We start from the raw sequence: 26,702 nt of genomic DNA on the forward strand, positions 1-26,702 counted from the left end.
TATGTTCACAATTTATTAATCAATTATTGAACAATAGTATCAAGCACTAATGTTGCTGCTTCACCCACTGCAACTGATTCAACAATGCCTTTCAAATCACCAGTTTGTGCTTTCACACTGCCATGTTTTGATAATACTGCAATAATTTCGACATTCTGAGCACTACTTAATTTCACATCGCCACCCATTGAGGTCGTGTCATCAAGGGTCACTGTAACCGGTAGGCTACCTGCACTAATCTTAGTTGCAGCTAAAGGAACTTTAGGTCCTTGAGTTGAGCGAGCAAAAATGAACACCATATCTGTTGAGCTCACTTTGTCTGCTAATTCTGGTGAGATAGCAATTTCAACATTAACGGTTTTAGCCGTTATTGCAGATTCAGTAATAGAAGCCATTGGATTATGAGCACTGTCATTTGGCATCACACCCGTTTCAGCTTGTAGACGCATGTTAGCTGATTCGATTGCGTTCATAAGCGCTGTACGATCGACGTCAGCACGCTCACTATCGAGAATAGTTTGCCAAGCAGTTATTGCTTCTTGGTAATCTGCAGTAAAGAATGCATCCATACCGACAAGTAATAATGTCGATGGGTCGCTAGGGTCTAATGCTAATGATTGGTCAACTAGGGCTTGAATCTGTGGATTCATTTGTTGGCCATTTTTGTAATACATTGCAGTGGCTTTAGGGCCGATTAACTCCGCTGCCGTTCCGACTAACTCCATGACTTTATCAAATGATGCTACTGCATGATCAAACTGATTTGCAGAAATATAAGCATGACCTAAGCTAAACCATGCTTGACTATTTTCAGGTTCTGCTTGAACTTGTTGTTCCATCATTTGTACACGCTGAGCCATTATCTGCTCATTACTCATGCCTTCATGTTGAGGCGCTGCAGCTTGTGGTGGGTTCGCTAATTCTTGGTATGCACCAAGAGATTGGTAGAAATAACCTGAAATACCGAGGATACAAACCGTCATTATTGATGGCCATAAGATCCCTTTAGCTTGTAACTTCGTATCTAAAGAATCATCTCCAGCCATCTTCATGTCTTGAAGAAGTCCGATCTCTAATTCTTTTTTTAGTGCATCGAATTCAACTTGATCAAGTAAACCTTCTTCAAGTTCTTTGGCTAAGATGCCTGCACGTTCGTTAAATAATTCAAGGTTAGTTTGCTTACGTACGCCCGATTCTTCAGCAGATAACATTCTTGTCTGACGAAAATGTGGGATCCAGATTAGTGCTAAACTAATGAGTACGACAAGCGCAATAAATATCCAAAATGTGGTCATTGTTTCAATTTTCACTTTTAGGTTGCTGAAAGAATAAAGCGGATTTGCCGCCTAACTTGAGGGTTAGATTATACGTAAAGATGATTCATTGAACAGTAATATACGTTATAACCGAGTCAGAATCCTCATAGTTGGGCACTGGTTCACAGATTAAACACCATCTTAGAAATCAATCTAAACTTAATTGAACTATTTATGTCATAAGCTCAACAGTTCATAACTGGGTGTTTTTAATCTCTATTTTTTAGAGAATGAGACAAGTCACCCAGTTTTGCACGAAATAAGCAGACATAAACAACAGCAAATACTAAAATATGACAAAATTCGTATTAGCTAATGTTAATCTTGCTGTTATATAGCATTATATTAGTTATGCGTTGGTTTGATTAATTTCGGATCAACTTTTATTACACTGAGGAATACCCATGATCCCAGAACTTGGACACTTCTCGCTCATTATCGGATTAGCTTTTGCTATCTTATTAATGACCGTGCCGTTAATTGGTGCAGCCCGTAAGGACCAATATCTAGTAAGATATTCTTGGCCTATTTGTTACGGTATGTTCTTTTTTATCTCTCTTTCCGTCATTAGCTTAGGTTACAGCTTCGCTGTTGATGACTTCTCTGTGGCTTACGTCGCACATCACTCTAATTCACAATTGCCAATTTTCTTCAAAATTGCAGCTGTATGGGGTGGTCATGAAGGTTCACTCCTTTTCTGGGTATTCTCAATATCTGTCTGGGCAGTATCTGTAGCTTTATTCAGTAAAGGTATGGAAGAAGTCTTTATCGCACGAGTTCTTGCTGTATTAGCAATGATTATTGTTGGCTTCTCACTATTTATGCTCATTACCTCAAGTCCCTTTGAGCGTATTTTCCCGATTCCGCTTGAAGGTCGTGACTTAAACCCAATGTTGCAAGACGTTGGCTTAATTTTCCATCCTCCAATGTTGTATTTGGGTTATGTAGGTTTCTCAGTTAGCTTTGCATTTGCTGTTGCTGCTCTTATGAGTGGTCGCTTAGATTCAGCTTGGGCTCGTTGGTCACGTCCTTGGACTTTAGCTGCTTGGGTATTCCTAACAGGTGGTATCTCACTAGGTTCATGGTGGGCATATTACGAACTAGGTTGGGGCGGTTGGTGGTTCTGGGATCCAGTAGAAAATGCATCATTCATGCCTTGGCTGATAGGTACTGCGTTAGTGCATTCACTTATCGTGACTGAAAAACGTGGCGCATTCCGTAACTGGACAGTACTACTTTCTATCTTTGCTTTCTCGTTGAGTTTATTAGGTACCTTTATTGTTCGATCTGGTGTCCTAACATCTGTGCATTCATTTGCTGCAGATCCAAGTCGTGGGATGTTTATCCTGCTATTACTTGGTCTCGCCGTCGGCGGCTCGCTAACGCTGTTCGCATTAAGAGCTAGTCAAATGAGTAGCCCTGCAAGATTTGAATTGAAATCTAAAGAAACATTCTTACTTGTATGTAATGTCTTATTAACTGTTGCTGCAGGTACAGTTTTACTCGGAACGCTATACCCATTGCTTATTGATGCATTAGGTATGGGCAAAATTTCAGTAGGACCTCCATATTTCAACGCTGTGTTTGTACCAATTGTTTTAGTATTGTTTGGCTTTATGGGTATTGGCCCAATCATTCGCTGGAAAAAATCTAAAGCGGGTGAGATTAAACGCCAACTTATGATCCCAGCAATAGTAGCTGCTATCGTTGGTTTCTCAACACCATTTATTGCCGGTAATGAGATGAACCTTTGGGTTGCATTTGGTATCACGGCAGCAACGTGGATCTGTTTAGCGACTTTCCGAGCTGCTTATAATCTACTGACTGATAAAGAAGGTAATTTTACTCTGACAAGAATGGGTCGTAGCCAGTTAGGGATGCTTATTGCGCACCTCGGTATTGCGGTTTCAGTTGTCGGTGCCACGATGGTATCTAACTATTCCATTGAGAAAAGTGTCCGTATGGGCCCTGGTATCAGTGAAGAGTTAGCGGGTTATACTTTTAACTACATTGAAACTAAAAATGTAGTAGGTCCTAACTACACAGCTAAACAAGGTCAGATAGAAGTTTATCAAGGTGATTCATACGTCACATTATTAAGACCAGATCGTCGTCAATATAATGTACGTACAATGGATATGACTGAAGCGGGTATTGATTGGGGCTTGTTCCGTGATCTATATGTGACAATGGGTGACCCATTAAGCATGACTCAATTTGCTGTACGTCTTAACTATAAGCCATTTGTACGTTGGATTTGGTTTGGTTCGATATTCATGATGGTTGGTGGTTTCTTAGCTGCATCAGATAAGCGTTACCGAGTTAAAGAAACAAAAACTGCTAAAGATGAAGCAGAACAAGCAAAATTAGCGACTGCTTAATATATCGGAGAAAATATGAAAAAGTTGGTGCTGTTTATACCATTGGTATTGTTTTTGGGGATGGGAGTTTTTCTATATCAGGGGTTATTCTTAAATCCACAAAAGCTGGATTCAGCACTAGAAGGAAAGCCGGTACCGGCTTTCCAACTTGAACGCCTTGAAACGCCAGGTGAAATGCTTTCAGAAGCAGATTTAAAGGGTGAAGTGTCACTTATCAATGTTTGGGCAACATGGTGTCCGGCTTGTAAATACGAACATCCTTATTTAATGATGCTTGCGCGTAAGAATATTTTGCCAATTTACGGTGTTAATTATCGAGACGAGCGTGCTCCAGCTATCAGAGAGTTAAGTCGTGAAGGTGATCCTTATACAATTAACATCTTTGATAAGGATGGTCGTTTAGGTTTAGATCTTGGAGTTTATGGTGCGCCTGAAAGTTTCATCGTTGATCATAATGGTATTATTCGCTTCCGTTATGCGGGACCAATTGACCGCAATGTTTGGAGTGAAACGTTATTTCCAATGATTCAACAGTTACAAGCTGAAGCTAAACAAGACGGAGTTTAATAATGAAAACATTAAAAATACTTGTTGGCTTAATGGCAAGTTTGCTTTTAGCTTTTAACGTAATGGCGACACCAGTAGATACTTACGAGTTTAAATCTGCTGACAACCAAAAGCGTGCGTTGAACCTAGCGCATTCGTTACGTTGTCCACAATGTCAAAATCAGAACTTAATAGACTCTAATTCTCCAGTAGCTCAAGACTTACGTCTTGAAGTTTACACAATGGTAGATGACGGAAAGAGTGATGATCAAATTGTCGACTTTATGACAAGCCGTTATGGTGACTTCGTTCTTTACAAACCAAGATTAGATCCTAAAACTTATATTTTATGGATTGGTCCATTTGTTCTTATGCTAATTGCACTTTACGTTGCATTAGTCGTTGTTCGTAAACAACGTGGCAAAGAAGCAAATGTGGAACAAGAGTTATCGGACACAGATCGCGATGACCTAGCAGCGTTATTAGCTAGTAAACAACAGCGAGATGAAAAATGAACAACATGATCAAATTGGTCATGCTTGGAGCATTAACGGTGAGTGTAGCCGTTAATGCATATCCAGGAATGGAAAAGCAGCAACAACAAGTCAGTCAATCAACTCTTGATAAGATAAACGTACTTGAGCACCCTTTTCCTATTGCACATATAGGTTTCAATGATGCTGAAGGAAATGAAGTTGATTTCGAAGCGCATAAAGGAAAGGTCGTGATCATTAATATGTGGGCGACCTGGTGTCCTCCATGTGTAAGAGAACTACCAGCTTTAAACCGATTAGAGAAAACACTGAGCAAAGACGAATATGTGTTGATGCCCATTTCTATTGATGCCGATGGGAAGGAGCAAGTTAGCCCTTTTCTTGAGTCTATCGGTTTAAGTAGTTTTACTTCTTATTACGATCCAAGACAGAATTTGCGTGAAGCTTTTCCACTAGACACAATCCCAGCAACCTTCATTCTAAATAAAGAAGGTGAATTGGTCGCATATGTTCGTACATATGTAGATTGGGATGATGAAAATGCCGTTGAGTTTTTGCAGCAGTTTCAATAGGAATAATAGAGTCGGTATATTCAGTCATATTTTAACGATGATTTATTAGACTTATAACGCTTAAATTGATTAAAAAAGATCGCATTTGATGAAAAGATCATCATGCGATCTTTTTTTTACCTTTTTCTTCATAAAAGCCCTTGCGCGAAATCCTGATTTGCCTATAATGCGCATCCACTGACACGGCGACAGGCCAATAGGCTCAACGTGTTAGCGTTAATTAAGACGGTTTTACATCATCATAATTAACGGGTTGAAAAGCATTTTGAATTAACGTTAAAAATGACTTGACGCCCGCAACGGGAAGTGTAAAATACGCATCCCTAAGCCAACGACCTAGCGTCTAACGGCGGTATCTGAAAGATTGATACCAACGCTCTTTAACAATCAAACAAGAAATCTGTGTGGACACTCACAGGTGTTGAGTTAATCGAAATTGCTACTTAGGTAGCAATCAAAATTATTTACTCAATGTAACGATGAGTGTTCATAGCAATATGTAACAAACGTTTTAGAGATTCTTCCGAGTCTTTAAATCGAAATCAGAATTCATTGAGCCGAAGCGATGTTCTTATTTATAAGAATGGCTGCTTTAACAAAACTTTAATTGAAGAGTTTGATCATGGCTCAGATTGAACGCTGGCGGCAGGCCTAACACATGCAAGTCGAGCGGTAACACAAGGGAGCTTGCTCCTGAGGTGACGAGCGGCGGACGGGTGAGTAATGCCTAGGGATCTGCCCAGTCGAGGGGGATAACAGTTGGAAACGACTGCTAATACCGCATACGCCCTACGGGGGAAAGGAGGGGACCTTCGGGCCTTTCGCGATTGGATGAACCTAGGTGGGATTAGCTAGTTGGTGAGGTAATGGCTCACCAAGGCGACGATCCCTAGCTGTTCTGAGAGGATGATCAGCCACACTGGGACTGAGACACGGCCCAGACTCCTACGGGAGGCAGCAGTGGGGAATATTGCACAATGGGCGAAAGCCTGATGCAGCCATGCCGCGTGTGTGAAGAAGGCCTTAGGGTTGTAAAGCACTTTCAGTAGGGAGGAAAGGTTAACGGTTAATAACCGTTAGCTGTGACGTTACCTACAGAAGAAGGACCGGCTAACTTCGTGCCAGCAGCCGCGGTAATACGAGGGGTCCAAGCGTTAATCGGAATTACTGGGCGTAAAGCGTACGCAGGCGGTTCATTAAGCTAGATGTGAAATCCCCGGGCTCAACCTGGGAATTGCATTTAGAACTGGTGAACTAGAGTCTTGTAGAGGGGGGTAGAATTTCAGGTGTAGCGGTGAAATGCGTAGAGATCTGAAGGAATACCGGTGGCGAAGGCGGCCCCCTGGACAAAGACTGACGCTCATGTACGAAAGCGTGGGGAGCAAACAGGATTAGATACCCTGGTAGTCCACGCCGTAAACGATGTCTACTCGGAGTTTGGTGCCTTGAGCACTGGGCTCCCAAGCTAACGCATTAAGTAGACCGCCTGGGGAGTACGGCCGCAAGGTTAAAACTCAAATGAATTGACGGGGGCCCGCACAAGCGGTGGAGCATGTGGTTTAATTCGATGCAACGCGAAGAACCTTACCTACTCTTGACATCCACAGAACTTACCAGAGATGGTTTGGTGCCTTCGGGAACTGTGAGACAGGTGCTGCATGGCTGTCGTCAGCTCGTGTTGTGAAATGTTGGGTTAAGTCCCGCAACGAGCGCAACCCCTATCCTTATTTGCCAGCGCGTAATGGCGGGAACTCTAGGGAGACTGCCGGTGATAAACCGGAGGAAGGTGGGGACGACGTCAAGTCATCATGGCCCTTACGAGTAGGGCTACACACGTGCTACAATGGCGTATACAGAGGGTTGCAAAGCCGCAAGGTCTAGCTAATCTCACAAAGTACGTCGTAGTCCGGATCGGAGTCTGCAACTCGACTCCGTGAAGTCGGAATCGCTAGTAATCGTAGATCAGAATGCTACGGTGAATACGTTCCCGGGCCTTGTACACACCGCCCGTCACACCATGGGAGTGGGCTGCACCAGAAGTAGATAGTCTAACCTTCGGGAGGACGTTTACCACGGTGTGGTTCATGACTGGGGTGAAGTCGTAACAAGGTAGCCCTAGGGGAACCTGGGGCTGGATCACCTCCTTACCTATACGACTAACTTAATGTTTGTTGAGTGTTCACACAGATTGCTTGTTAACTTCTTCGGAAGTTGAGCGAAATGCGCCGCGAGCCGGTTAGCATTGTTCTTTAACAATTTGGAAAGCTGATAGTATTTAACATGATGATGTCTGTCGTTGTGTTATTTACAAAATCGTATTATTGGGAAATTAATCCTTTTTCAATAATACATTGAGTTCTCAAAACACTTTATTAAGTGTCTTGAATATTCTAAAAATCTAAGGCGAATTTGTGTACTCGAAAGAGATGCAAATTATGTAATAAACCAGCTAGTTACGATATAACTGTTAAGGCTACCCGCTTTAACAACACTTGTTTTCATTTATGAAACTGATGTGGGTTGTATGGTTAAGTGACTAAGCGTATACGGTGGATGCCTTGGCAGTCAGAGGCGATGAAGGACGTAATAACTTGCGAAAAGCGTTGGCGAGCTAGTAATAAGCACTTGAGCTAACGATATCCGAATGGGGAAACCCGGCCACATAAGTGGTCATCATACAGTGAATACATAGCTGTATGAGGCGAACTCGGGGAACTGAAACATCTAAGTACCCGAAGGAAAAGAAATCAACCGAGATTCCCCTAGTAGCGGCGAGCGAACGGGGATTAGCCCTTAAGTCTATGGGGTGTTAGTGGAATAAGTTGGAAAGCTTAACGGTACAGGGTGATAGTCCCGTACATGAAAACTAACCATAGATGAAAACGAGTAAGGCGGGACACGTGACATCCTGTTTGAATATGGGGGGACCATCCTCCAAGGCTAAATACTCCTGACTGACCGATAGTGAACCAGTACCGTGAGGGAAAGGCGAAAAGAACCCCTGTGAGGGGAGTGAAATAGAACCTGAAACCGTGTACGTACAAGCAGTGGGAGCGGTTCTTGAGACCGTGACTGCGTACCTTTTGTATAATGGGTCAGCGACTTACGTTTTGTAGCGAGGTTAAGCGAATAGCGGAGCCGTAGGGAAACCGAGTGTTAACTGCGCGTTTAGTTGCAAGGCGTAGACCCGAAACCGAGTGATCTAGCCATGGGCAGGTTGAAGGTTGAGTAACATCAACTGGAGGACCGAACCGACTAATGTTGAAAAATTAGCGGATGACTTGTGGCTGGGGGTGAAAGGCCAATCAAACTCGGAGATATCTGGTTCTCCTCGAAAGCTATTTAGGTAGCGCCTCGAGCGAATACCACTGGGGGTAGAGCACTGTTAAGGCTAGGGGGTCATCCCGACTTACCAACCCTTTGCAAACTCCGAATACCAGTGAGTACTACTCGGGAGACAGACGGCGGGTGCTAACGTCCGTCGTCAAAAGGGAAACAACCCAGACCATCAGCTAAGGTCCCAAAGTTATTGCTAAGTGGGAAACGATGTGGGAAGGCTTAGACAGCTAGGATGTTGGCTTAGAAGCAGCCATCATTTAAAGAAAGCGTAATAGCTCACTAGTCGAGTCGGCCTGCGCGGAAGATTTAACGGGGCTAAGCAATACACCGAAGCTATGGGTTTGCTAGTTTACTAGCAAGCGGTAGAGGAGCGTTCTGTAAGCGGTTGAAGGTGAAGGGGTAACCCACACTGGACGTATCAGAAGTGCGAATGCTGACATGAGTAACGATAAAGGGAGTGAAAAACTCCCTCGCCGAAAGACCAAGGGTTCCTGTCCAACGTTAATCGGGGCAGGGTGAGTCGACCCCTAAGGCGAGGCCGAAAGGCGTAGTCGATGGGAAACAGGTCAATATTCCTGTACTTCTGCTAACTGCGATGGAGAGACGGAGAAGGCTAGGCTAGCGCGGCGTTGGTAGTCCGCGTTTAAGGTTGTAGGCTGTAAACTTAGGCAAATCCGGGTTTACTTAAGGCTGAGAACTGATGACGAGTCACTAAGGTGATGAAGTAGTTGATGCCATGCTTCCAGGAAAATCTTCTAAGCTTCAGGTTAGTAGGAATCGTACCCCAAACCGACACAGGTGGTCGGGTAGAGAATACCAAGGCGCTTGAGAGAACTCGGCTGAAGGAACTAGGCAAAATGGTACCGTAACTTCGGGAGAAGGTACGCTCCTGACGGTGATGAGACTTGCTCTCTAAGCTGTTGGGAGTCGCAGATACCAGGTGGCTGCAACTGTTTATCAAAAACACAGTACTGTGCAAAATCGCAAGATGACGTATACGGTATGACGCCTGCCCGGTGCTTGAAGGTTAATTGATTGGGTTATCTTCGGAGAAGCTCATGATCGAAGCCCAAGTAAACGGCGGCCGTAACTATAACGGTCCTAAGGTAGCGAAATTCCTTGTCGGGTAAGTTCCGACCTGCACGAATGGCGTAATGATGGCCACGCTGTCTCCAGCCGAGACTCAGTGAAGTTGAAATTGCGGTGAAGATGCCGTATACCCGCGGCTAGACGGAAAGACCCCGTGAACCTTTACTATAGCTTGGCACTGAACATTGAACCTACATGTGTAGGATAGGTGGGAGACTTTGAAACTTCGTCGCTAGATGGAGTGGAGTCAATCTTGAAATACCACCCTTGTAGTTTTGATGTTCTAACCGCGGCCCCTTATCGGGGTTCGGGACAGTGCCTGGTGGGTAGTTTGACTGGGGCGGTCTCCTCCCAAAGAGTAACGGAGGAGCACGAAGGTTGGCTAAGTACGGTCGGACATCGTACGGTTAGTGCAATGGCATAAGCCAGCTTAACTGCGAGACATACACGTCGAGCAGGTACGAAAGTAGGTCATAGTGATCCGGTGGTTCTGTATGGAAGGGCCATCGCTCAACGGATAAAAGGTACTCCGGGGATAACAGGCTGATACCGCCCAAGAGTTCATATCGACGGCGGTGTTTGGCACCTCGATGTCGGCTCATCACATCCTGGGGCTGAAGTCGGTCCCAAGGGTATGGCTGTTCGCCATTTAAAGTGGTACGCGAGCTGGGTTCAGAACGTCGTGAGACAGTTCGGTCCCTATCTGCCGTGGGCGTTGGATGATTGAAGGAAGCTGCTCCTAGTACGAGAGGACCGGAGTGGACGAACCGCTGGTGTTCGGGTTGTTATGCCAATAGCATTGCCCGGTAGCTACGTTCGGAATCGATAACCGCTGAAAGCATCTAAGCGGGAAGCGAGTCCTAAGATGAGTCATCCCTAGAGATTTAATCTCTCTAAAGAGCCGTTCGAGACTAGGACGTTGATAGGCAGGGTGTGTAAGCGTTGTGAGGCGTTGAGCTAACCTGTACTAATGACTCGTGAGGCTTAACCATACAACCCAGATGAGTTTTATCTGAGTGGTTGTGGTAACTAGATTTATTACAGACTGAAAAGTCGAACTTAGATACGAATATAGAGCACTTAATATGGTGTGAACTCAAAAAAATCTCGAAAGAGTTATCAGATTTCCGAATTATTATTTACTGCGTTTGCGGTAAATGAAGCAAGAATTTGCTTGGTGACAATAGCATTGTGGTACCACCTGATCCCATCCCGAACTCAGCAGTGAAACGCAATAGCGCCGATGATAGTGTGGGGTCTCCCCATGTGAAAGTAGGTCATCGCCAAGCGCCTAATAAGTATTAAGCCCGCTACTATGTAGCGGGCTTTTTGCGTTTTACGGCTTTTAACGAATGAACAGGTGAAAGTAGGGTGCAATGTGTGTGTTGATAACGCAACGCTTTATACAGATATGGAACGCGAAGGATGTATCCGCAGCTGAACATCGCCAAGGGCCTAATTTCTCGAGCTGTTAAAGTAAGAACGAGAGCAGATAGCCCGTTACTAACGTAGCGGGCTTTTTTGTGTTTTATCGATATTTTTAATATAAACACACTTAAGCTGATTGATAAATACGCAGTACTTATTCCTTTGTACAGTTGGAGCCTTGAGTGTCACAAATAATTTAAGTTAAGAGCTAAGTTAGGTGTAGAAAAATTGGGAGGGTTTGGTTTTATAGACTGAATGACTCTTCGACTTATTGATTGAATAGCGCTCTATGAGCGTCACTTTATGTTTCTGCTATATTAGGCCTTAAGTAACAACGTCGGTGTTGATTGGCCACAAACTACAACAATGTGTCAATTCTTGAGCCTGGTAAGGAATGTTCTTTCTATATAAGGGCGCTGCACATTAAATAATGTTGTTCTTTTTTTCGATTATTGCTCCATGTTGAACTAAAATTAAAGGCCGCATCTGATAAATGTGTCGTTAGATTACCGCTTTTTAACGCTGAAACAATTTATCAAACCGAAAAATGTGGATAGTTTTATCGCAGTCATCATTGTGCTGCTACGAGTGAATAGCAGAAATGACGGTGATGATGGCCGTTAACCCTTTGTATCATTGACGTTGGGGAATAAAAGGTTGTTACGGCTCTGCGGTAATTAACGGCAACTGCCCCTTAAAATGTGGATAACTTTGGGGGTAACAAGTGGGTATCCTGTACTTAAGCATTTAATGCTAAAAAACTTCATTTTTATGCAAAAAAGCCCTTGCGCGAAATCCTGATTTGCCTATAATGCGCATCCACTGACACGGCGACAGGCCAATAGGCTCAACGTGTTAGCGTTAATTAAGACGGTTTTACATCATCATAATTAACGGGTTGAAAAGCATTTTGAATTAACGTTAAAAATGACTTGACGCCCACAACGGGAAGTGTAGAATACGCATCCCTAAGCCAACGACCTAGCGTCTAACGGCGGTATCTGAAAGATTGATACCAACGCTCTTTAACAATCAAACAAGAAATCTGTGTGGACACTCACAGGTGTTGAGTTAATCGAAATTGCTTACTTCTTTCTAGTAAAGAATGTAGCAATCAAAATTATTTACTCAATGTAACGATGAGTGTTCATAGCAATATGTAACAAACGTTTTAGAGATTCTTCCGAGTCTTTAAATCGAAATCAGAATTCATTGAGCCGAAGCGATGTTCTTATTTATAAGAATGGCTGCTTTAACAAAACTTTAATTGAAGAGTTTGATCATGGCTCAGATTGAACGCTGGCGGCAGGCCTAACACATGCAAGTCGAGCGGTAACACAAAGGAGCTTGCTCCTGAGGTGACGAGCGGCGGACGGGTGAGTAATGCCTAGGGATCTGCCCAGTCGAGGGGGATAACAGTTGGAAACGACTGCTAATACCGCATACGCCCTACGGGGGAAAGGAGGGGACCTTCGGGCCTTTCGCGATTGGATGAACCTAGGTGGGATTAGCTAGTTGGTGAGGTAATGGCTCACCAAGGCGACGATCCCTAGCTGTTCTGAGAGGATGATCAGCCACACTGGGACTGAGACACGGCCCAGACTCCTACGGGAGGCAGCAGTGGGGAATATTGCACAATGGGCGAAAGCCTGATGCAGCCATGCCGCGTGTGTGAAGAAGGCCTTAGGGTTGTAAAGCACTTTCAGTAGGGAGGAAAGGTTAACGGTTAATAACCGTTAGCTGTGACGTTACCTACAGAAGAAGGACCGGCTAACTTCGTGCCAGCAGCCGCGGTAATACGAGGGGTCCAAGCGTTAATCGGAATTACTGGGCGTAAAGCGTACGCAGGCGGTTCATTAAGCTAGATGTGAAATCCCCGGGCTCAACCTGGGAATTGCATTTAGAACTGGTGAACTAGAGTCTTGTAGAGGGGGGTAGAATTTCAGGTGTAGCGGTGAAATGCGTAGAGATCTGAAGGAATACCGGTGGCGAAGGCGGCCCCCTGGACAAAGACTGACGCTCATGTACGAAAGCGTGGGGAGCAAACAGGATTAGATACCCTGGTAGTCCACGCCGTAAACGATGTCTACTCGGAGTTTGGTGCCTTGAGCACTGGGCTCCCAAGCTAACGCATTAAGTAGACCGCCTGGGGAGTACGGCCGCAAGGTTAAAACTCAAATGAATTGACGGGGGCCCGCACAAGCGGTGGAGCATGTGGTTTAATTCGATGCAACGCGAAGAACCTTACCTACTCTTGACATCCACAGAACTTACCAGAGATGGTTTGGTGCCTTCGGGAACTGTGAGACAGGTGCTGCATGGCTGTCGTCAGCTCGTGTTGTGAAATGTTGGGTTAAGTCCCGCAACGAGCGCAACCCCTATCCTTATTTGCCAGCGCATAATGGCGGGAACTCTAGGGAGACTGCCGGTGATAAACCGGAGGAAGGTGGGGACGACGTCAAGTCATCATGGCCCTTACGAGTAGGGCTACACACGTGCTACAATGGCGTATACAGAGGGTTGCAAAGCCGCAAGGTCTAGCTAATCTCACAAAGTACGTCGTAGTCCGGATCGGAGTCTGCAACTCGACTCCGTGAAGTCGGAATCGCTAGTAATCGTAGATCAGAATGCTACGGTGAATACGTTCCCGGGCCTTGTACACACCGCCCGTCACACCATGGGAGTGGGCTGCACCAGAAGTAGATAGTCTAACCTTCGGGAGGACGTTTACCACGGTGTGGTTCATGACTGGGGTGAAGTCGTAACAAGGTAGCCCTAGGGGAACCTGGGGCTGGATCACCTCCTTACCTATACGACTAACTTAATGTTTGTTGAGTGTTCACACAGATTGCTTGTTAACTTCTTCGGAAGTTGAGCGAAATGCGCCGCGAGCCGGTTAGCATTGTTCTTTAACAATTTGGAAAGCTGATAGTATTTAACATGATGATGTCTGTCGTTGTGTTATTTACAAAATCGTATTATTGGGAAATTAATCCTTTTTCAATAATACATTGAGTTCTCAAAACACTTTATTAAGTGTCTTGAATATTCTAAAAATCTAAGGCGAATTTGTGTACTCGAAAGAGATGCAAATTATGTAATAAACCAGCTAGTTACGATATAACTGTTAAGGCTACCCGCTTTAACAACACTTGTTTTCATTTATGAAACTGATGTGGGTTGTATGGTTAAGTGACTAAGCGTATACGGTGGATGCCTTGGCAGTCAGAGGCGATGAAGGACGTAATAACTTGCGAAAAGCGTTGGCGAGCTAGTAATAAGCACTTGAGCTAACGATATCCGAATGGGGAAACCCGGCCACATAAGTGGTCATCATACAGTGAATACATAGCTGTATGAGGCGAACTCGGGGAACTGAAACATCTAAGTACCCGAAGGAAAAGAAATCAACCGAGATTCCCCTAGTAGCGGCGAGCGAACGGGGATTAGCCCTTAAGTCTATGGGGTGTTAGTGGAATAAGTTGGAAAGCTTAACGGTACAGGGTGATAGTCCCGTACATGAAAACTAACCATAGATGAAAACGAGTAAGGCGGGACACGTGACATCCTGTTTGAATATGGGGGGACCATCCTCCAAGGCTAAATACTCCTGACTGACCGATAGTGAACCAGTACCGTGAGGGAAAGGCGAAAAGAACCCCTGTGAGGGGAGTGAAATAGAACCTGAAACCGTGTACGTACAAGCAGTGGGAGCGGTTCTTGAGACCGTGACTGCGTACCTTTTGTATAATGGGTCAGCGACTTACGTTTTGTAGCGAGGTTAAGCGAATAGCGGAGCCGTAGGGAAACCGAGTGTTAACTGCGCGTTTAGTTGCAAGGCGTAGACCCGAAACCGAGTGATCTAGCCATGGGCAGGTTGAAGGTTGAGTAACATCAACTGGAGGACCGAACCGACTAATGTTGAAAAATTAGCGGATGACTTGTGGCTGGGGGTGAAAGGCCAATCAAACTCGGAGATATCTGGTTCTCCTCGAAAGCTATTTAGGTAGCGCCTCGAGCGAATACCACTGGGGGTAGAGCACTGTTAAGGCTAGGGGGTCATCCCGACTTACCAACCCTTTGCAAACTCCGAATACCAGTGAGTACTACTCGGGAGACAGACGGCGGGTGCTAACGTCCGTCGTCAAAAGGGAAACAACCCAGACCATCAGCTAAGGTCCCAAAGTTATTGCTAAGTGGGAAACGATGTGGGAAGGCTTAGACAGCTAGGATGTTGGCTTAGAAGCAGCCATCATTTAAAGAAAGCGTAATAGCTCACTAGTCGAGTCGGCCTGCGCGGAAGATTTAACGGGGCTAAGCAATACACCGAAGCTATGGGTTTGCTAGTTTACTAGCAAGCGGTAGAGGAGCGTTCTGTAAGCGGTTGAAGGTGAAGGGGTAACCCACACTGGACGTATCAGAAGTGCGAATGCTGACATGAGTAACGATAAAGGGAGTGAAAAACTCCCTCGCCGAAAGACCAAGGGTTCCTGTCCAACGTTAATCGGGGCAGGGTGAGTCGACCCCTAAGGCGAGGCCGAAAGGCGTAGTCGATGGGAAACAGGTCAATATTCCTGTACTTCTGCTAACTGCGATGGAGAGACGGAGAAGGCTAGGCTAGCGCGGCGTTGGTAGTCCGCGTTTAAGGTTGTAGGCTGTAAACTTAGGCAAATCCGGGTTTACTTAAGGCTGAGAACTGATGACGAGTCACTAAGGTGATGAAGTAGTTGATGCCATGCTTCCAGGAAAATCTTCTAAGCTTCAGGTTAGTAGGAATCGTACCCCAAACCGACACAGGTGGTCGGGTAGAGAATACCAAGGCGCTTGAGAGAACTCGGCTGAAGGAACTAGGCAAAATGGTACCGTAACTTCGGGAGAAGGTACGCTCCTGACGGTGATGAGACTTGCTCTCTAAGCTGTTGGGAGTCGCAGATACCAGGTGGCTGCAACTGTTTATCAAAAACACAGTACTGTGCAAAATCGCAAGATGACGTATACGGTATGACGCCTGCCCGGTGCTTGAAGGTTAATTGATTGGGTTATCTTCGGAGAAGCTCATGATCGAAGCCCAAGTAAACGGCGGCCGTAACTATAACGGTCCTAAGGTAGCGAAATTCCTTGTCGGGTAAGTTCCGACCTGCACGAATGGCGTAATGATGGCCACGCTGTCTCCAGCCGAGACTCAGTGAAGTTGAAATTGCGGTGAAGATGCCGTATACCCGCGGCTAGACGGAAAGACCCCGTGAACCTTTACTATAGCTTGGCACTGAACATTGAACCTACATGTGTAGGATAGGTGGGAGACTTTGAAACTTCGTCGCTAGATGGAGTGGAGTCAATCTTGAAATACCACCCTTGTAGTTTTGATGTTCTAACCGCGGCCCCTTATCGGGGTTCGGGACAGTGCCTGGTGGGTAGTTTGACTGGGGCGGTCTCCTCCCAAAGAGTAACGGAGGAGCACGAAGGTTGGCTAAGTACGGTCGGACATCGTACGGTTAGTGCAATGGCATAAGCCAGCTTAACTGCGAGACATACACGTCGAGCAGGTACGAAAGTAGGTCATAGTGATCCGGTGGTTCTGTATGGAAGGGCCATCGCTCAACGGATAAAAGGTACTCCGGGGATAACAGGCTGATACCGCCCAAGAGTTCATATCGACGGCGGTGTTTGGCACCTCGATGTCGGCTCATCACATCCTGGGGCTGAAGTCGGTCCCAAGGGTATGGCTGTTCGCCATTTAAAGTGGTACGCGAGCTGGGTTCAGAACGTCGTGAGACAGTTCGGTCCCTATCTGCCGTGGGCGTTGGATGATTGAAGGAAGCTGCTCCTAGTACGAGAGGACCGGAGTGGACGAACCGCTGGTGTTCGGGTTGTTATGCCAATAGCATTGCCCGGTAGCTACGTTCGGAATCGATAACCGCTGAAAGCATCTAAGCGGGAAGCGAGTCCTAAGATGAGTCATCCCTAGAGATTTAATCTCTCTAAAGAGCCGTTCGAGACTAGGACGTTGATAGGCAGGGTGTGTAAGCGTTGTGAGGCGTTGAGCTAACCTGTACTAATGACTCGTGAGGCTTAACCATACAACCCAGATGAGTTTTATCTGAGTGTGTTGTGGTAACTAGATTTATTACAGACTGAAAAGTCGAACTTAGATACGAATATAGAGCGCTTAATGAAGTGCGAACTCAAAAAATCTCGAAAGAGTTATCAGATTTCCGAATTATTATTTACTGCGCATGCGGTAAATGAAGCAAGAATTTGCTTGGTGACAATAGCATTGTGGTACCACCTGATCCCATCCCGAACTCAGCAGTGAAACGCAATAGCGCCGATGATAGTGTGGGGTCTCCCCATGTGAAAGTAGGTCATCGCCAAGCGCCTAATAAGTATTAAGCCCGCTACTATGTAGCGGGCTTTTTGCGTTTTACGGCTTTTAACGAATGAACAGGTGAAAGTAGGGTGCAATGTGTGTGTTGATAACGCAACGCTTTATACAGATATGGAACGCGAAGGATGTATCCGCAGCTGAACATCGCCAAGGGCCTAATTTCTCGAGCTGTTAAAGTAAGAACGAGAGCAGACAGCCCATTACTGATGTAATGAGCTTTTTTGTGTCGGAAAATTACGGTGCCTTGAGTTATTAGAAGGTTGCTATAGCCGATATTCCCATGGGAACCTAGCTTAGAGATTCGAGCCTAATACGTAATATGCCCGCTTCAGCTTTCTCCATTTACACGATTAGGATTTATTACCTACTTCACAAGGCTTTCCTGTTGGTTCCTTAATAACCAAGATTTTCAGATGCTTGGTTGTTTTAGAATAAAAACAACGAAGTATTGATAATAATTGAACTTAAAATCGTCCTTTAAAGTATTAACTATCAGTTAAGTAATGGTTCTTTCATGATGGTAAGCTATCTTGTAGAGAACTTTGAGGATTTAACAAATCTAACCTGTGATTTATAGGTCGGACACTTAGGGATAATGATGAAATTAGAGATGATTTGTACTGGCGAGGAAGTATTATCAGGCCAGATTATAGATACTAATGCCGCTTGGGTAGCTAACGCAATGATGGAATTGGGTATTGAAATGCAGTACCGAATTACCGTAGGTGATCGATTAGACGACCTTGCTCAAGCGTTCATTGATCGAAGTTATCACGCTGATGTCATTATCGTTAATGGTGGTTTAGGTCCGACTAGTGATGATATGTCTGCTGAGGCAATGGCGCTAGCAAAGGGTGAGCCTTTAGTCGAGAATGTAGAATGGCAAGAGAAATTGATTGAATGGTTTTCTCGAAATAATCGTGTAATGGCTAAAAGTAATTTAAAGCAAGCTTGGTTACCTGAATCTGCAGTGATGATTGATAACCCTGTAGGGACAGCATGTGGCTTTAGAGTTAAGTTAAATAATGCATGGTTATTCTTTACTCCTGGTGTACCTTTTGAATTGAAGCATATGATTTCGGAACAATTCATTCCCTTCATTAAGGCTGAATTTGGCAGCAGTGAAAACACAGCATTAAAGAAATTACTGACTATAGGTTATGGGGAGTCATCTCTAGCCGATAGTTTGGAAGAGCTAACTTTACCTGATGGCATCACGTTAGGATATCGCTCTTCAATGCCTCATATAGAAATCAAGATATTCGCACGTGGCGACAAGGCGATTAGCAAGTTACCTGCTGTGACTAAACAAGTCAAAGTGATTCTTGGTACTGCGGTTGTGGCTGACGACAAGCCAACGCTTGCTGCAGAGATTCACCAACGTTTATTTCAATCAGGTTTTAGCTTGAGTATTGCGGAGTCTTGTACGGGTGGGTTGATTACTAGCCAGCTTATTGATTTTGCAGGAAGTTCATCTTACTTACATCATGGACTTGTTACTTATAGCAATGAATCAAAAGTAAAAGTTCTGGGGGTAAACCCTCAAATACTTGATGACCATGGTGCTGTGTCTATTGCTACGGTAGAAGCAATGGCGAGAGGGGCTAGAGAAATATTAGAGAGTGACTATGCTTTATCAACTAGCGGAATAGCGGGACCAGATGGTGGTTCTGATGACAAACCAGTAGGTACAGTAGCGATAGCATTAGCGACTAAGCATGCTGTTTATAGTCAAATGGTCAAATTACCCAGTCGTTCACGTAACCTCGTTCGCACCCTAAGTGCTGCAATTGCTTACGATATGCTACGACGAGCGTTGCTTGATGAGGCAGTCATCGTTGACTATCCGTCAGTACCTCGCTTTAACAAGTAGGTAATAACCAGACAGTAAATTAAAAAGAGTTTGCTTACTGCGTAAACAAACTCTTCTACAGGCTTTATAGTTTGAAGATTATGTCTTTATTCTGTCGTAGTGGTAACAACGTCATATAGATTAGTTTGGTGCTGCTTCATACCATTCGGGTCACTGTCTTGTGGCGCAACCAATAAGCTAATTTTATTGCTCACTTGAATCACCTTCAAATGAATTGGCTTGTCTGGTGGCATTAAAGTGGAGAGTACTGAATTTCTTAATGGAATGTTTTTAAGTTTTACGACATTAAAAACATCGCCCTTTTTGACGCCATGTAGTGTGCCGATGTTAATAGTAACAAATTCATTATCGACGTTGATGACATTTGCTTTTGTCGGCTCGCAACTTAAAATTTCATTAATATCTTTAGCTGCTTTGAATAGCGTGTCATTGATGGTTTTTCCATATTCGCTACGCCAAAATAAACTGTTTGCTAAGTCCACCTTGCTAAAAGAGTCAAAGCTCCATCCTCCTTCACCGTGATATTCATTTTCCAGCAAAATACTATTACTTACACGATCATACATATAAACTTTTATTGTGAAGTTTCGTTTGGGAGTAATGGTGTTGGTTAAAATATTCGATTTGTTTTCATCAAATAGCCCTATATCTCTTATATAGCCAAACACTAAATATTGGCTTTGAAATTGGCTGCTAAGTGCGTGAGAAATACCTTTAACTGATTCTAAATTTAGTGTATCCAAATGATAATCAGGTTTATAAACCATTTGAGGGATGAGTTCTTCAACAAATGTGCTAGGTTGATTAGTTAGCTCATTCTTGAAGCGCGATACAACATGGAAGGGAAGAGTATAAATATCCCCAGATGATGCTTGCGCTGGTGTGAGTAAAGGAAATTGTGCTATGACCAACTGCTTTTGATATATATCTTTAGTACAACTTTGACCTGACTGTAGATTAACTTTTAAATTAATGGTTAATATGCCGTTTTTAACGGTTTCATTGAGGATCGTAATTTTACTTATCTGATGCTCTGATAAAAGGTTACTAGTACTTTTGCTCAATATTCCATTCGTGACAGTGTGCTCTATTTTAATGAAGCTGCTTGCTTGTAATGATGCATTCTCTATTGCTTGTTCAATCGTGGCACTGCGGACTTCATTATAGTCCATACCATTAATCGCTTGAGATGCCTGCCCTGTAAACCACTGAGCGCAGGCAATCGAAGGGATAAGATATAATCCCAGATATATAAGTGCTCTGATCATGTTTTATCCAAATATATTGAGTAATTTGCTAATCAAAGAAGGATCTTGATTGTCTTGTTGTTCTCCTTTACCACTCACTTCGATAATTGAATTTCCAACCATATTGGAGTTGATTGAATGATCTGAAGCAATATCCGTAACTCTTATTTCACCTGAAAACCTGACGTATTCATCGCCTTTATTGAGCTTTATCCATTTCTCTCCAGCGACAATGAGGTTTCCATTAGGTAGTTTCTCTCTAACTGCGACAGTAATAGTGCCTGAAAGTGAGTTGTTATGGTTACTTGCCGATGAGCTGTCAAAGCTTTTAGCTTGTGAGTAGTCAGCACTTAAGTTTTCATCACTTATATTTATGTTACCTGCAGTAATATTCGGTGACAATTCAAACTCATTTGAGTTGTCTCTCTTGTAACTTACTGATTTTTTTGAGGTCAGTTCTTCGTTTAATCTGATACGTATCATATCGCCAATTTCATATCGATTATTGTTTTGATAAATATCAAATGTATTATTAGGGTTGAAGATTGACCCTGTCATTTGAGGGGCTTCTTGGATGTTATTATTTCGAACTGGGCGAAAATTAGGATCACCTTTAATTGCTTCATTATTTTTTTCAACAACGTTCAATGTGGTGTTTTCTTTAGTTTGACTTTTTATTTTAGGGACTTCAATTGTGGTGCAAGCTGAAATAAAATTTAAAAGTATAACTATTAAGAATAATTTTGTTTTCATTGCTTATATGTTCATTGTTGAATTTTTATATATTTTATCATGGTTATTATAGCTGATTAAATGGCCTAGGATTCGAATACTTATTTTTTACCTAGACTTACTCAGGTTTACTTATGTTTACTTATATTTACTTTGGATTTCTATATTATGTTTGCTTTATAATCTATCAGTGTAAATAATTTTTATATTTCATATTTAGTTAATCGAATTCATAATTAATTTTTTCATTCCATTTTTAATGAGTGAAGTAAATTTTAAAATACAAAGTTATATTTCAAAATTTATATGATTAAAGTTTAATCGTTAAAAGAATTTTAATAAATTATTTTTTCAAAATATTTACTTGTTACTATTATGTTAAGCCTATTACTTCTACGTTGTAGCATATGTGCAGTAGCGTATCGCATCAGATGCGTATTGTATTTATCGTGACCACTTTACGTTAAGTTGTTAATTTTTATTCCATGATTAATTTATGGATTATTATGTTTTAAAGTTAGTTGTTATTCTTGTTTTTCCTTTGTGCTTTTATAAATATGGGTTAAACGTAAACTTAGTTTGTATATATCGAATTTATATTTATATGGTAAGTATTATTTTGTTGTTGGCATTGATGTTACTACTCGTGTCATATATTTTTGATCAATAATCATTTCCATTATTTCAATGGGTGTTTCACTGAATACTAAAGTAGAGATAATAATTTGAGCCTAGTTAACTCGTTAGGGATATCACCAAGTAATATCAAAGCATTGACTGATCAGACTAACAGTGAAAGTGGAATTAGCAGCCAAAGCGCTTTTAGTTCAGTATTAGAAGGTGTTATATCCGGCAATAATATTGTTAGTTCATCTGTAACTGCAATATCAAACCTTAATATGACATCAAGTGATGATTTTTCGGATAACTTTAAAAGTTCATTTTTATCTGAAACAGGATTAGATGACATTAGTATTCTGCCATTAAGTATATCCGATGACATTATTACTCAAATGCAACAGGAGTTATTATCTTCTTTGCAGAGTAGTATGGTTAATCCTCCAAGCATTGCACCTGTTTCTTCAGTTAGTAATATACTTGATACAAGTACTGTCTCCTCTATTGAAGATTTATCAAAATCAGCAAATTTGAGCTCCAATGGTGAAATACCGATTATTGATACTTTATCTGCACCCGTTATTGAATCTAATGTAGACCTGAATGATTTTCTTAACCCAGTTAATCTGGTCAATAATGTTCCTATTTTTTCTGATTTGTATCAAATCGCAACGGATAAAAATATTAAGGCAGCATCCAGCTTAGCAACAAGTATGCTTATGCCTAACTCTTTGGGAGCGCAAGCTGTTGGAATAGGGGTCAATTATCTCGCTAATAGTGATTCAGTAAAAGAGTTGGCGGCAAGTGCTGGTGAGCTTTTGTCAGATGACGAGAGTTGATCCAAATAATAGAACAACTTTACAAATGAATACTGAATATGCACCCGTTGTTTGATTCAGATTTAGTAACAACCTAAATAAGCGAACTTAATCAATGAGAATACTGATCGTTATATTGTGCTTTGTAGTTTCTGGGTGTAATTCATTACAAGGGGTATCGCAGCCTTATACTCCAAGCGAGTTCCCTGTGCTAACTGCAACGGGATATGCACCGATTGATCGTCAACCCGCAGAGTTTAGATCTGACCAAATTTTAATGGCGATGGAATCTTCTAAGATTTTGGCTTATCGAGAACTAGCCGAACAAGTTTATGGTCTGCAACTTGATGCGAATACCGCAGTACATGATTGGGCTATGTATAACACTGATACCAAGATAAAGGTTTCTGGTCTGATTAAAGGGGCTAGAGTTGTAAAAGCTTATCCTGTTGATGGTTTTTATGTCACTGAATTGGAGCTTGATTACCAAGTTGTTTGGGACTTATATCAACAGTCTGGTCAACCGCCAAGACAGAGCATATTAGTAATAGAACCAGTAAATAACTTTTAGCCGTTCAAGTTAATTAATCAGACATAAAATAAAAGCGCCAGAAGGCGCTTTTATTTGGATAAAATTTATTACTCAAAACTTAATAACAATTTTACCTTTCTGCACTTCAATCGCTTTTGTCATAGATGCCATCAATGCTTGATCTGAATCATTGGTATCAAGTACATAGACTGGTTGAGATTCTAAAAAAGTTCTTAGAAAGCTCATGAGTTGTGGCGTAATTGAAGATAGCATTTGTTCAAAATCGGCAGGCGTTGATTTGACTTCAACCAAGTCTAGTTTCTTTAAATAGATACTTTTGGTTTCTACGTCGTACCAAGGTTCTGCTTCAAATGTTGTCACAAGATCGGCTTTAATCGACTTAAATGGATTTTTTACGGCCATTTTAGTTTGGGCTGTCACCGAGATGGTATTGGGCTTATGGCCCAACTCCACTTCCATGTCGTTAAGCTTTAGTTGCAGTCCAAAAACTTGATTACCTTGTGAGACTTCATAATGCATCTCATTATTGAGGTAGTCTTCAACTTCAGACTCACTAATGCTGTACTGAGCAGCGCAACCTGTCAGTAATAGCATTAGTAAGGCTAAACCACATTTAAATATGCGCATTATCCAGTGTTTCTCATTCCGGCTGCGACACCTGCAATGGTTAGCATTAAGGCAAGTTCAACTTGTTTAGATGCTTGATCTTCATTACGGGTGCGAGCAAGTAATTCTGCTTGTAAAAAATTGAGAGGGTCAATATACGGGTTACGTAACTTAACCGACTCGCGATTCCATGGTGTATGTGACATTAGCTCTTCTGATTGCGTTAATGACAATACTTCATCGATACCTAATTGTAGGCTGGCGCGAAGCTTTGTGCCCAAGTGTTTTAACTCTTCAGGTACTAAGCAGCTGTCATAATAGCGAGCGAGGTTTGGTTCTGCCTTCATATATACCATTTCTAGCATTGATATGCGGGTTTCAAAGAATGGCCATTGTTGCTCCATTTCTTTTAATAAATCAGCTTCACCTCTCGCTGATGCTGCTTTTAATGCTTCACCTGCGCCTAACCATGCTGGCAGCATTAAACGATTCTGTGACCAAGCAAATATCCATGGGATAGCACGCAAACTTTCGATGCCACCATCAACTCGTCGTTTAGCTGGGCGGCTACCTAATGGCAGTTTACCTAGTTCAACTTCAGGTGTGGCTGCACGAAAGTAAGCAACAAAGTCGGGTTCTTCACGCACGATGCCGCGATACGCTTTGACAGAGTCATCCGCAAGTCGTTGCATGCAATCACGCCATTGTTGTTTTGGCTCAGGTGGTGGTAACAATGTTGCTTCCATCACTGCTGAGGTGTATAGCGCTAAACTTTGCACAGCCACTTTTGGTAGGCCAAATTTGAAACGGATCATCTCGCCTTGTTCTGTGACTCGAATGCGGCCGTCAACTGAACCTGGTGGTTGAGATAAAATCGCTTTATGAGCAGGCCCGCCTCCGCGACCGATTGAACCGCCGCGGCCATGAAATAGCATCAGTTTTACATCGGCTTTCTTACACACGGCAACTAGCTGTTCTTGTGCATGATATTGCGCCCATGCTGCTGCAATAACCCCGGCATCTTTGGCTGAATCAGAGTAGCCAATCATGACTTCTTGCATACCTTTGGTATAGCCGCGATACCAATCAATATCTAGTAGTTGTGTCATGCAGTCTGCTGCAGTGGTTAAATCGCTTAATGTTTCAAAAAGCGGCACAACTCGCATAGGATATTGGCAGCCTGTTTCTTTAAGTAATAACAATACAGCCAGCACATCAGATGGCTTACTGGCCATTGAGATAACGTAAGAGCCAAGCGCTGTGGCAGGCTGAGAGGCTACCAACTTACAGGTTTTAATGACTTCAAGTACGTCAGCAGATGGTTGCCAGTTACTTGGAATTAATGGTCGACGGCCTGTTAACTCGCGTAATAAGAAAGCTTGTTTCTCGTTTTCGTCCCAATGGTCATAATCGCCTAAGCCTAAATATCGCGTCAGTTCTGCAATGACATCGCTGTGACGTTCAGCATCTTGACGGATATCAAGCCTGAGCATATGAATACCAAAACAAGCGAGACGGCGCAGAATATCCAGTAATAGCCCATTAGCAATTAATCTCATCCCACACGATGACAAGCTGTTATAAATCAACTCAAGTGGCTGCTTTAAATCTTCAAGCTGCCAAATGATGTCATTATGGTTAATTTCGACTGCTTGACCTTCCAGACGTGCATTGAGGTAATCAATGGTATTACGCAACTTTTGGCGCAAGTCACGCAATACATCTCGATAAGGTTCTTTGCTGTTTGGTGATAAAGCCTTTAACTCTTCGCTGGCATCCTCCATCGACAACTCGCCTACGAGTTCGACAATATCTTTGAGATAGAGCCGCGCAGCAGCATGTCGATTTCGAAGCAGGACTTCTTCAGTGACGACAGAGGTAACGAATGGATTACCATCTCGATCTCCACCCATCCAGCTTGAAAAACGCACTGGACAGATATCGGCTGGGATCTGTTGGCCAGTTTTAGTTTCGACATGGTCGTTAAGTTGTCTTAAAAAGTCAGGTACCGCTTTCCATAATGACGTCTCAATAGTGCTTAGGCCCCAGCGAGCTTCATCTACAGGTGTTGGCCTGTCATGACGAATTTCATTGGTATGCCAAATTTGTGAAATGAGCTGACGTAACCTTAGATGGGTTTGCTTTTTTTCTCTGTCGGTTAGTTGCTGGTTTTCTTGCTCTGCTAAGCAATCTACAACGGCAGAGTATTTTTGAATTAACGTACGACGTGAAATTTCGGTTGGGTGTGCTGTAAGCACTAAATCAATATCAAGGTTAGTCAGACAATCAATAACTTCTTTTTCATTTGAATTACTGTTAAGCATGCGGCCAAGCAATTGCTCTACAGGATCAGGAGTACAAACAAGTTCATCACAGTCACGACTAATAGTATGGAATTGTTCTGCAATATTTGCCAAGTTTAGGAATTGGTTGAATGCCTTGGCAAATGGAACTAACTCTTCGTCAGGTAGTGAATTAAGTAAGGTAAGCATCTGTTGGCGAGAATCAGCATCGCCTTGACGAGATTCTTTCGCTAGGATCCGAATTTGTTCCACTTTTTCTAAGAAATTCTCTCCTAGATGATCACGCATTGTGTCACCTAAAATCTGTCCTAGGCTACCCACATTTGAACGCAACGATGCGTACATGTCAGCGGTTTGCTCTGCCATAATTACTCCATAAGTTACTTAATAAACGGTCAC

13 protein-coding genes and 6 rRNA genes are annotated in these 26,702 nt (G+C 43.0%); 14 read left to right on the forward strand and 5 right to left on the reverse strand.

Translation table 11 applies throughout. The features are described from left to right. Positions 1–23 precede the first annotated feature (23 nt). Positions 24–1,295: a c-type cytochrome biogenesis protein CcmI gene (ccmI, locus tag FPK91_RS14770; RefSeq protein ID WP_144214449.1), complete on the reverse strand. Its 1,272-nt coding sequence runs from the start codon at positions 1,293–1,295 to the stop codon at positions 24–26. 425 nt (positions 1,296–1,720) lie between these two features. Here ccmI and FPK91_RS14775 point away from each other — a divergent pair, with 425 nt between their 5' ends. From FPK91_RS14775 to FPK91_RS14825, 12 genes are all read left to right on the forward strand, one after another. Beyond that, on the forward strand, positions 1,721–3,697 hold the full coding sequence (locus FPK91_RS14775; RefSeq protein ID WP_144211943.1) for a heme lyase CcmF/NrfE family subunit: 1,977 nt from the start codon (positions 1,721–1,723) through the stop codon (positions 3,695–3,697). A 15-nt stretch (positions 3,698–3,712) separates the two neighbouring features. After that, on the forward strand, positions 3,713–4,264 hold the full coding sequence (locus FPK91_RS14780) for a DsbE family thiol:disulfide interchange protein (protein ID WP_144211944.1): 552 nt from the start codon (positions 3,713–3,715) through the stop codon (positions 4,262–4,264). Between the two features lie 2 nt (positions 4,265–4,266). Beyond that, the gene (gene nrfF / locus FPK91_RS14785; RefSeq protein ID WP_144211945.1) at positions 4,267–4,758 is read left to right on the forward strand and encodes a heme lyase NrfEFG subunit NrfF; all 492 of its coding nucleotides are present in this window, start codon (positions 4,267–4,269) and stop codon (positions 4,756–4,758) included. Beyond that, on the forward strand, positions 4,755–5,309 hold the full coding sequence (locus tag FPK91_RS14790; protein WP_144211946.1) for a TlpA disulfide reductase family protein: 555 nt from the start codon (positions 4,755–4,757) through the stop codon (positions 5,307–5,309). The genes nrfF and FPK91_RS14790 overlap by 4 nt, the downstream gene beginning before the upstream one ends. A gap of 604 nt (positions 5,310–5,913) precedes the next feature. Next, a 16S ribosomal RNA gene (locus tag FPK91_RS14795) occupies positions 5,914–7,456 on the forward strand. Between the two features lie 379 nt (positions 7,457–7,835). Continuing rightward, positions 7,836–10,729 (forward strand): 23S ribosomal RNA (locus FPK91_RS14800). Positions 10,730–10,910: 181 nt separating this feature from the next. Continuing rightward, a 5S ribosomal RNA gene (rrf, locus tag FPK91_RS14805) occupies positions 10,911–11,026 on the forward strand. 634 nt (positions 11,027–11,660) lie between these two features. After that, positions 11,661–11,789: a hypothetical protein gene (locus FPK91_RS21175; RefSeq protein ID WP_264371764.1), complete on the forward strand. Its 129-nt coding sequence runs from the start codon at positions 11,661–11,663 to the stop codon at positions 11,787–11,789. Between the two features lie 640 nt (positions 11,790–12,429). Next, positions 12,430–13,972: ribosomal RNA gene (locus tag FPK91_RS14810) — 16S ribosomal RNA — on the forward strand. A gap of 379 nt (positions 13,973–14,351) precedes the next feature. Next, positions 14,352–17,245, forward strand: a 23S ribosomal RNA gene (locus FPK91_RS14815). Between the two features lie 181 nt (positions 17,246–17,426). Further along, positions 17,427–17,542: ribosomal RNA gene (rrf, locus tag FPK91_RS14820) — 5S ribosomal RNA — on the forward strand. The 16S, 23S and 5S rRNA genes sit together here, the layout of an rRNA operon. A 609-nt stretch (positions 17,543–18,151) precedes the next feature. Then, positions 18,152–19,426: a CinA family nicotinamide mononucleotide deamidase-related protein gene (locus tag FPK91_RS14825; RefSeq protein WP_144214451.1), complete on the forward strand. Its 1,275-nt coding sequence runs from the start codon at positions 18,152–18,154 to the stop codon at positions 19,424–19,426. An 86-nt stretch (positions 19,427–19,512) separates the two neighbouring features. On the opposite strand, the gene FPK91_RS14830 is transcribed toward FPK91_RS14825, so the two are convergent. Next, positions 19,513–20,694 carry a flagellar assembly protein T N-terminal domain-containing protein gene (locus tag FPK91_RS14830; RefSeq protein ID WP_144211947.1) on the reverse strand — a complete coding sequence of 394 codons (1,182 nt, stop codon included), beginning with the start codon at positions 20,692–20,694 and terminating at the stop codon, positions 19,513–19,515. A 3-nt stretch (positions 20,695–20,697) separates the two neighbouring features. Then, positions 20,698–21,426, reverse strand: coding sequence for a flagellar basal body L-ring protein FlgH (locus tag FPK91_RS14835; RefSeq protein ID WP_144211948.1), 729 nt, complete (start codon positions 21,424–21,426; stop codon positions 20,698–20,700). Positions 21,427–22,130: 704 nt separating this feature from the next. Between FPK91_RS14835 and FPK91_RS14840 the strand changes: the two genes are divergently transcribed. Both FPK91_RS14840 and FPK91_RS14845 read left to right on the forward strand, forming a co-directional pair. Next, entirely contained in the window at positions 22,131–22,862 is a 732-nt protein-coding gene (locus FPK91_RS14840; protein ID WP_144211949.1) for a hypothetical protein, read from the forward strand. 94 nt (positions 22,863–22,956) lie between these two features. Then, complete coding sequence (locus FPK91_RS14845) at positions 22,957–23,412, forward strand: LPP20 family lipoprotein (protein ID WP_144211950.1); 456 nt, start codon at positions 22,957–22,959, stop codon at positions 23,410–23,412. A gap of 72 nt (positions 23,413–23,484) precedes the next feature. On the opposite strand, the gene FPK91_RS14850 is transcribed toward FPK91_RS14845, so the two are convergent. Continuing rightward, the gene (locus FPK91_RS14850) at positions 23,485–24,021 is read right to left on the reverse strand and encodes a DUF1439 domain-containing protein (RefSeq protein WP_144211951.1); all 537 of its coding nucleotides are present in this window, start codon (positions 24,019–24,021) and stop codon (positions 23,485–23,487) included. Continuing rightward, positions 24,021–26,669, reverse strand: a complete 2,649-nt coding sequence (gene ppc, locus FPK91_RS14855) for a phosphoenolpyruvate carboxylase (protein WP_144211952.1) — start codon at positions 26,667–26,669, stop codon at positions 24,021–24,023. Before ppc ends, FPK91_RS14850 begins: the two co-directional genes overlap by 1 nt. Positions 26,670–26,702: the final 33 nt, after the last annotated feature.

This window comes from Shewanella donghaensis, from assembly GCF_007567505.1.
Taxonomy (GTDB): Bacteria; Pseudomonadota; Gammaproteobacteria; order Enterobacterales; family Shewanellaceae; genus Shewanella; species Shewanella donghaensis.

What these genes read in the sequence shown, in the direction of transcription:
- ccmI (WP_144214449.1), bottom strand. Translation starts at nt 1,295, where the DNA reads ATGACCACATTTTGGATATTTATTGCGCTTGTCGTACTCATTAGTTTA.
- FPK91_RS14775 (WP_144211943.1), top strand. Translation starts at nt 1,721, where the DNA reads ATGATCCCAGAACTTGGACACTTCTCGCTCATTATCGGATTAGCTTTT.
- FPK91_RS14780 (WP_144211944.1), top strand. Translation starts at nt 3,713, where the DNA reads ATGAAAAAGTTGGTGCTGTTTATACCATTGGTATTGTTTTTGGGGATG.
- nrfF (WP_144211945.1), top strand. Translation starts at nt 4,267, where the DNA reads ATGAAAACATTAAAAATACTTGTTGGCTTAATGGCAAGTTTGCTTTTA.
- FPK91_RS14790 (WP_144211946.1), top strand. Translation starts at nt 4,755, where the DNA reads ATGAACAACATGATCAAATTGGTCATGCTTGGAGCATTAACGGTGAGT.
- FPK91_RS14825 (WP_144214451.1), top strand. Translation starts at nt 18,152, where the DNA reads ATGAAATTAGAGATGATTTGTACTGGCGAGGAAGTATTATCAGGCCAG.
- FPK91_RS14830 (WP_144211947.1), bottom strand. Translation starts at nt 20,694, where the DNA reads ATGATCAGAGCACTTATATATCTGGGATTATATCTTATCCCTTCGATT.
- FPK91_RS14835 (WP_144211948.1), bottom strand. Translation starts at nt 21,426, where the DNA reads ATGAAAACAAAATTATTCTTAATAGTTATACTTTTAAATTTTATTTCA.
- FPK91_RS14845 (WP_144211950.1), top strand. Translation starts at nt 22,957, where the DNA reads ATGAGAATACTGATCGTTATATTGTGCTTTGTAGTTTCTGGGTGTAAT.
- FPK91_RS14850 (WP_144211951.1), bottom strand. Translation starts at nt 24,021, where the DNA reads ATGCGCATATTTAAATGTGGTTTAGCCTTACTAATGCTATTACTGACA.
- ppc (WP_144211952.1), bottom strand. Translation starts at nt 26,669, where the DNA reads ATGGCAGAGCAAACCGCTGACATGTACGCATCGTTGCGTTCAAATGTG.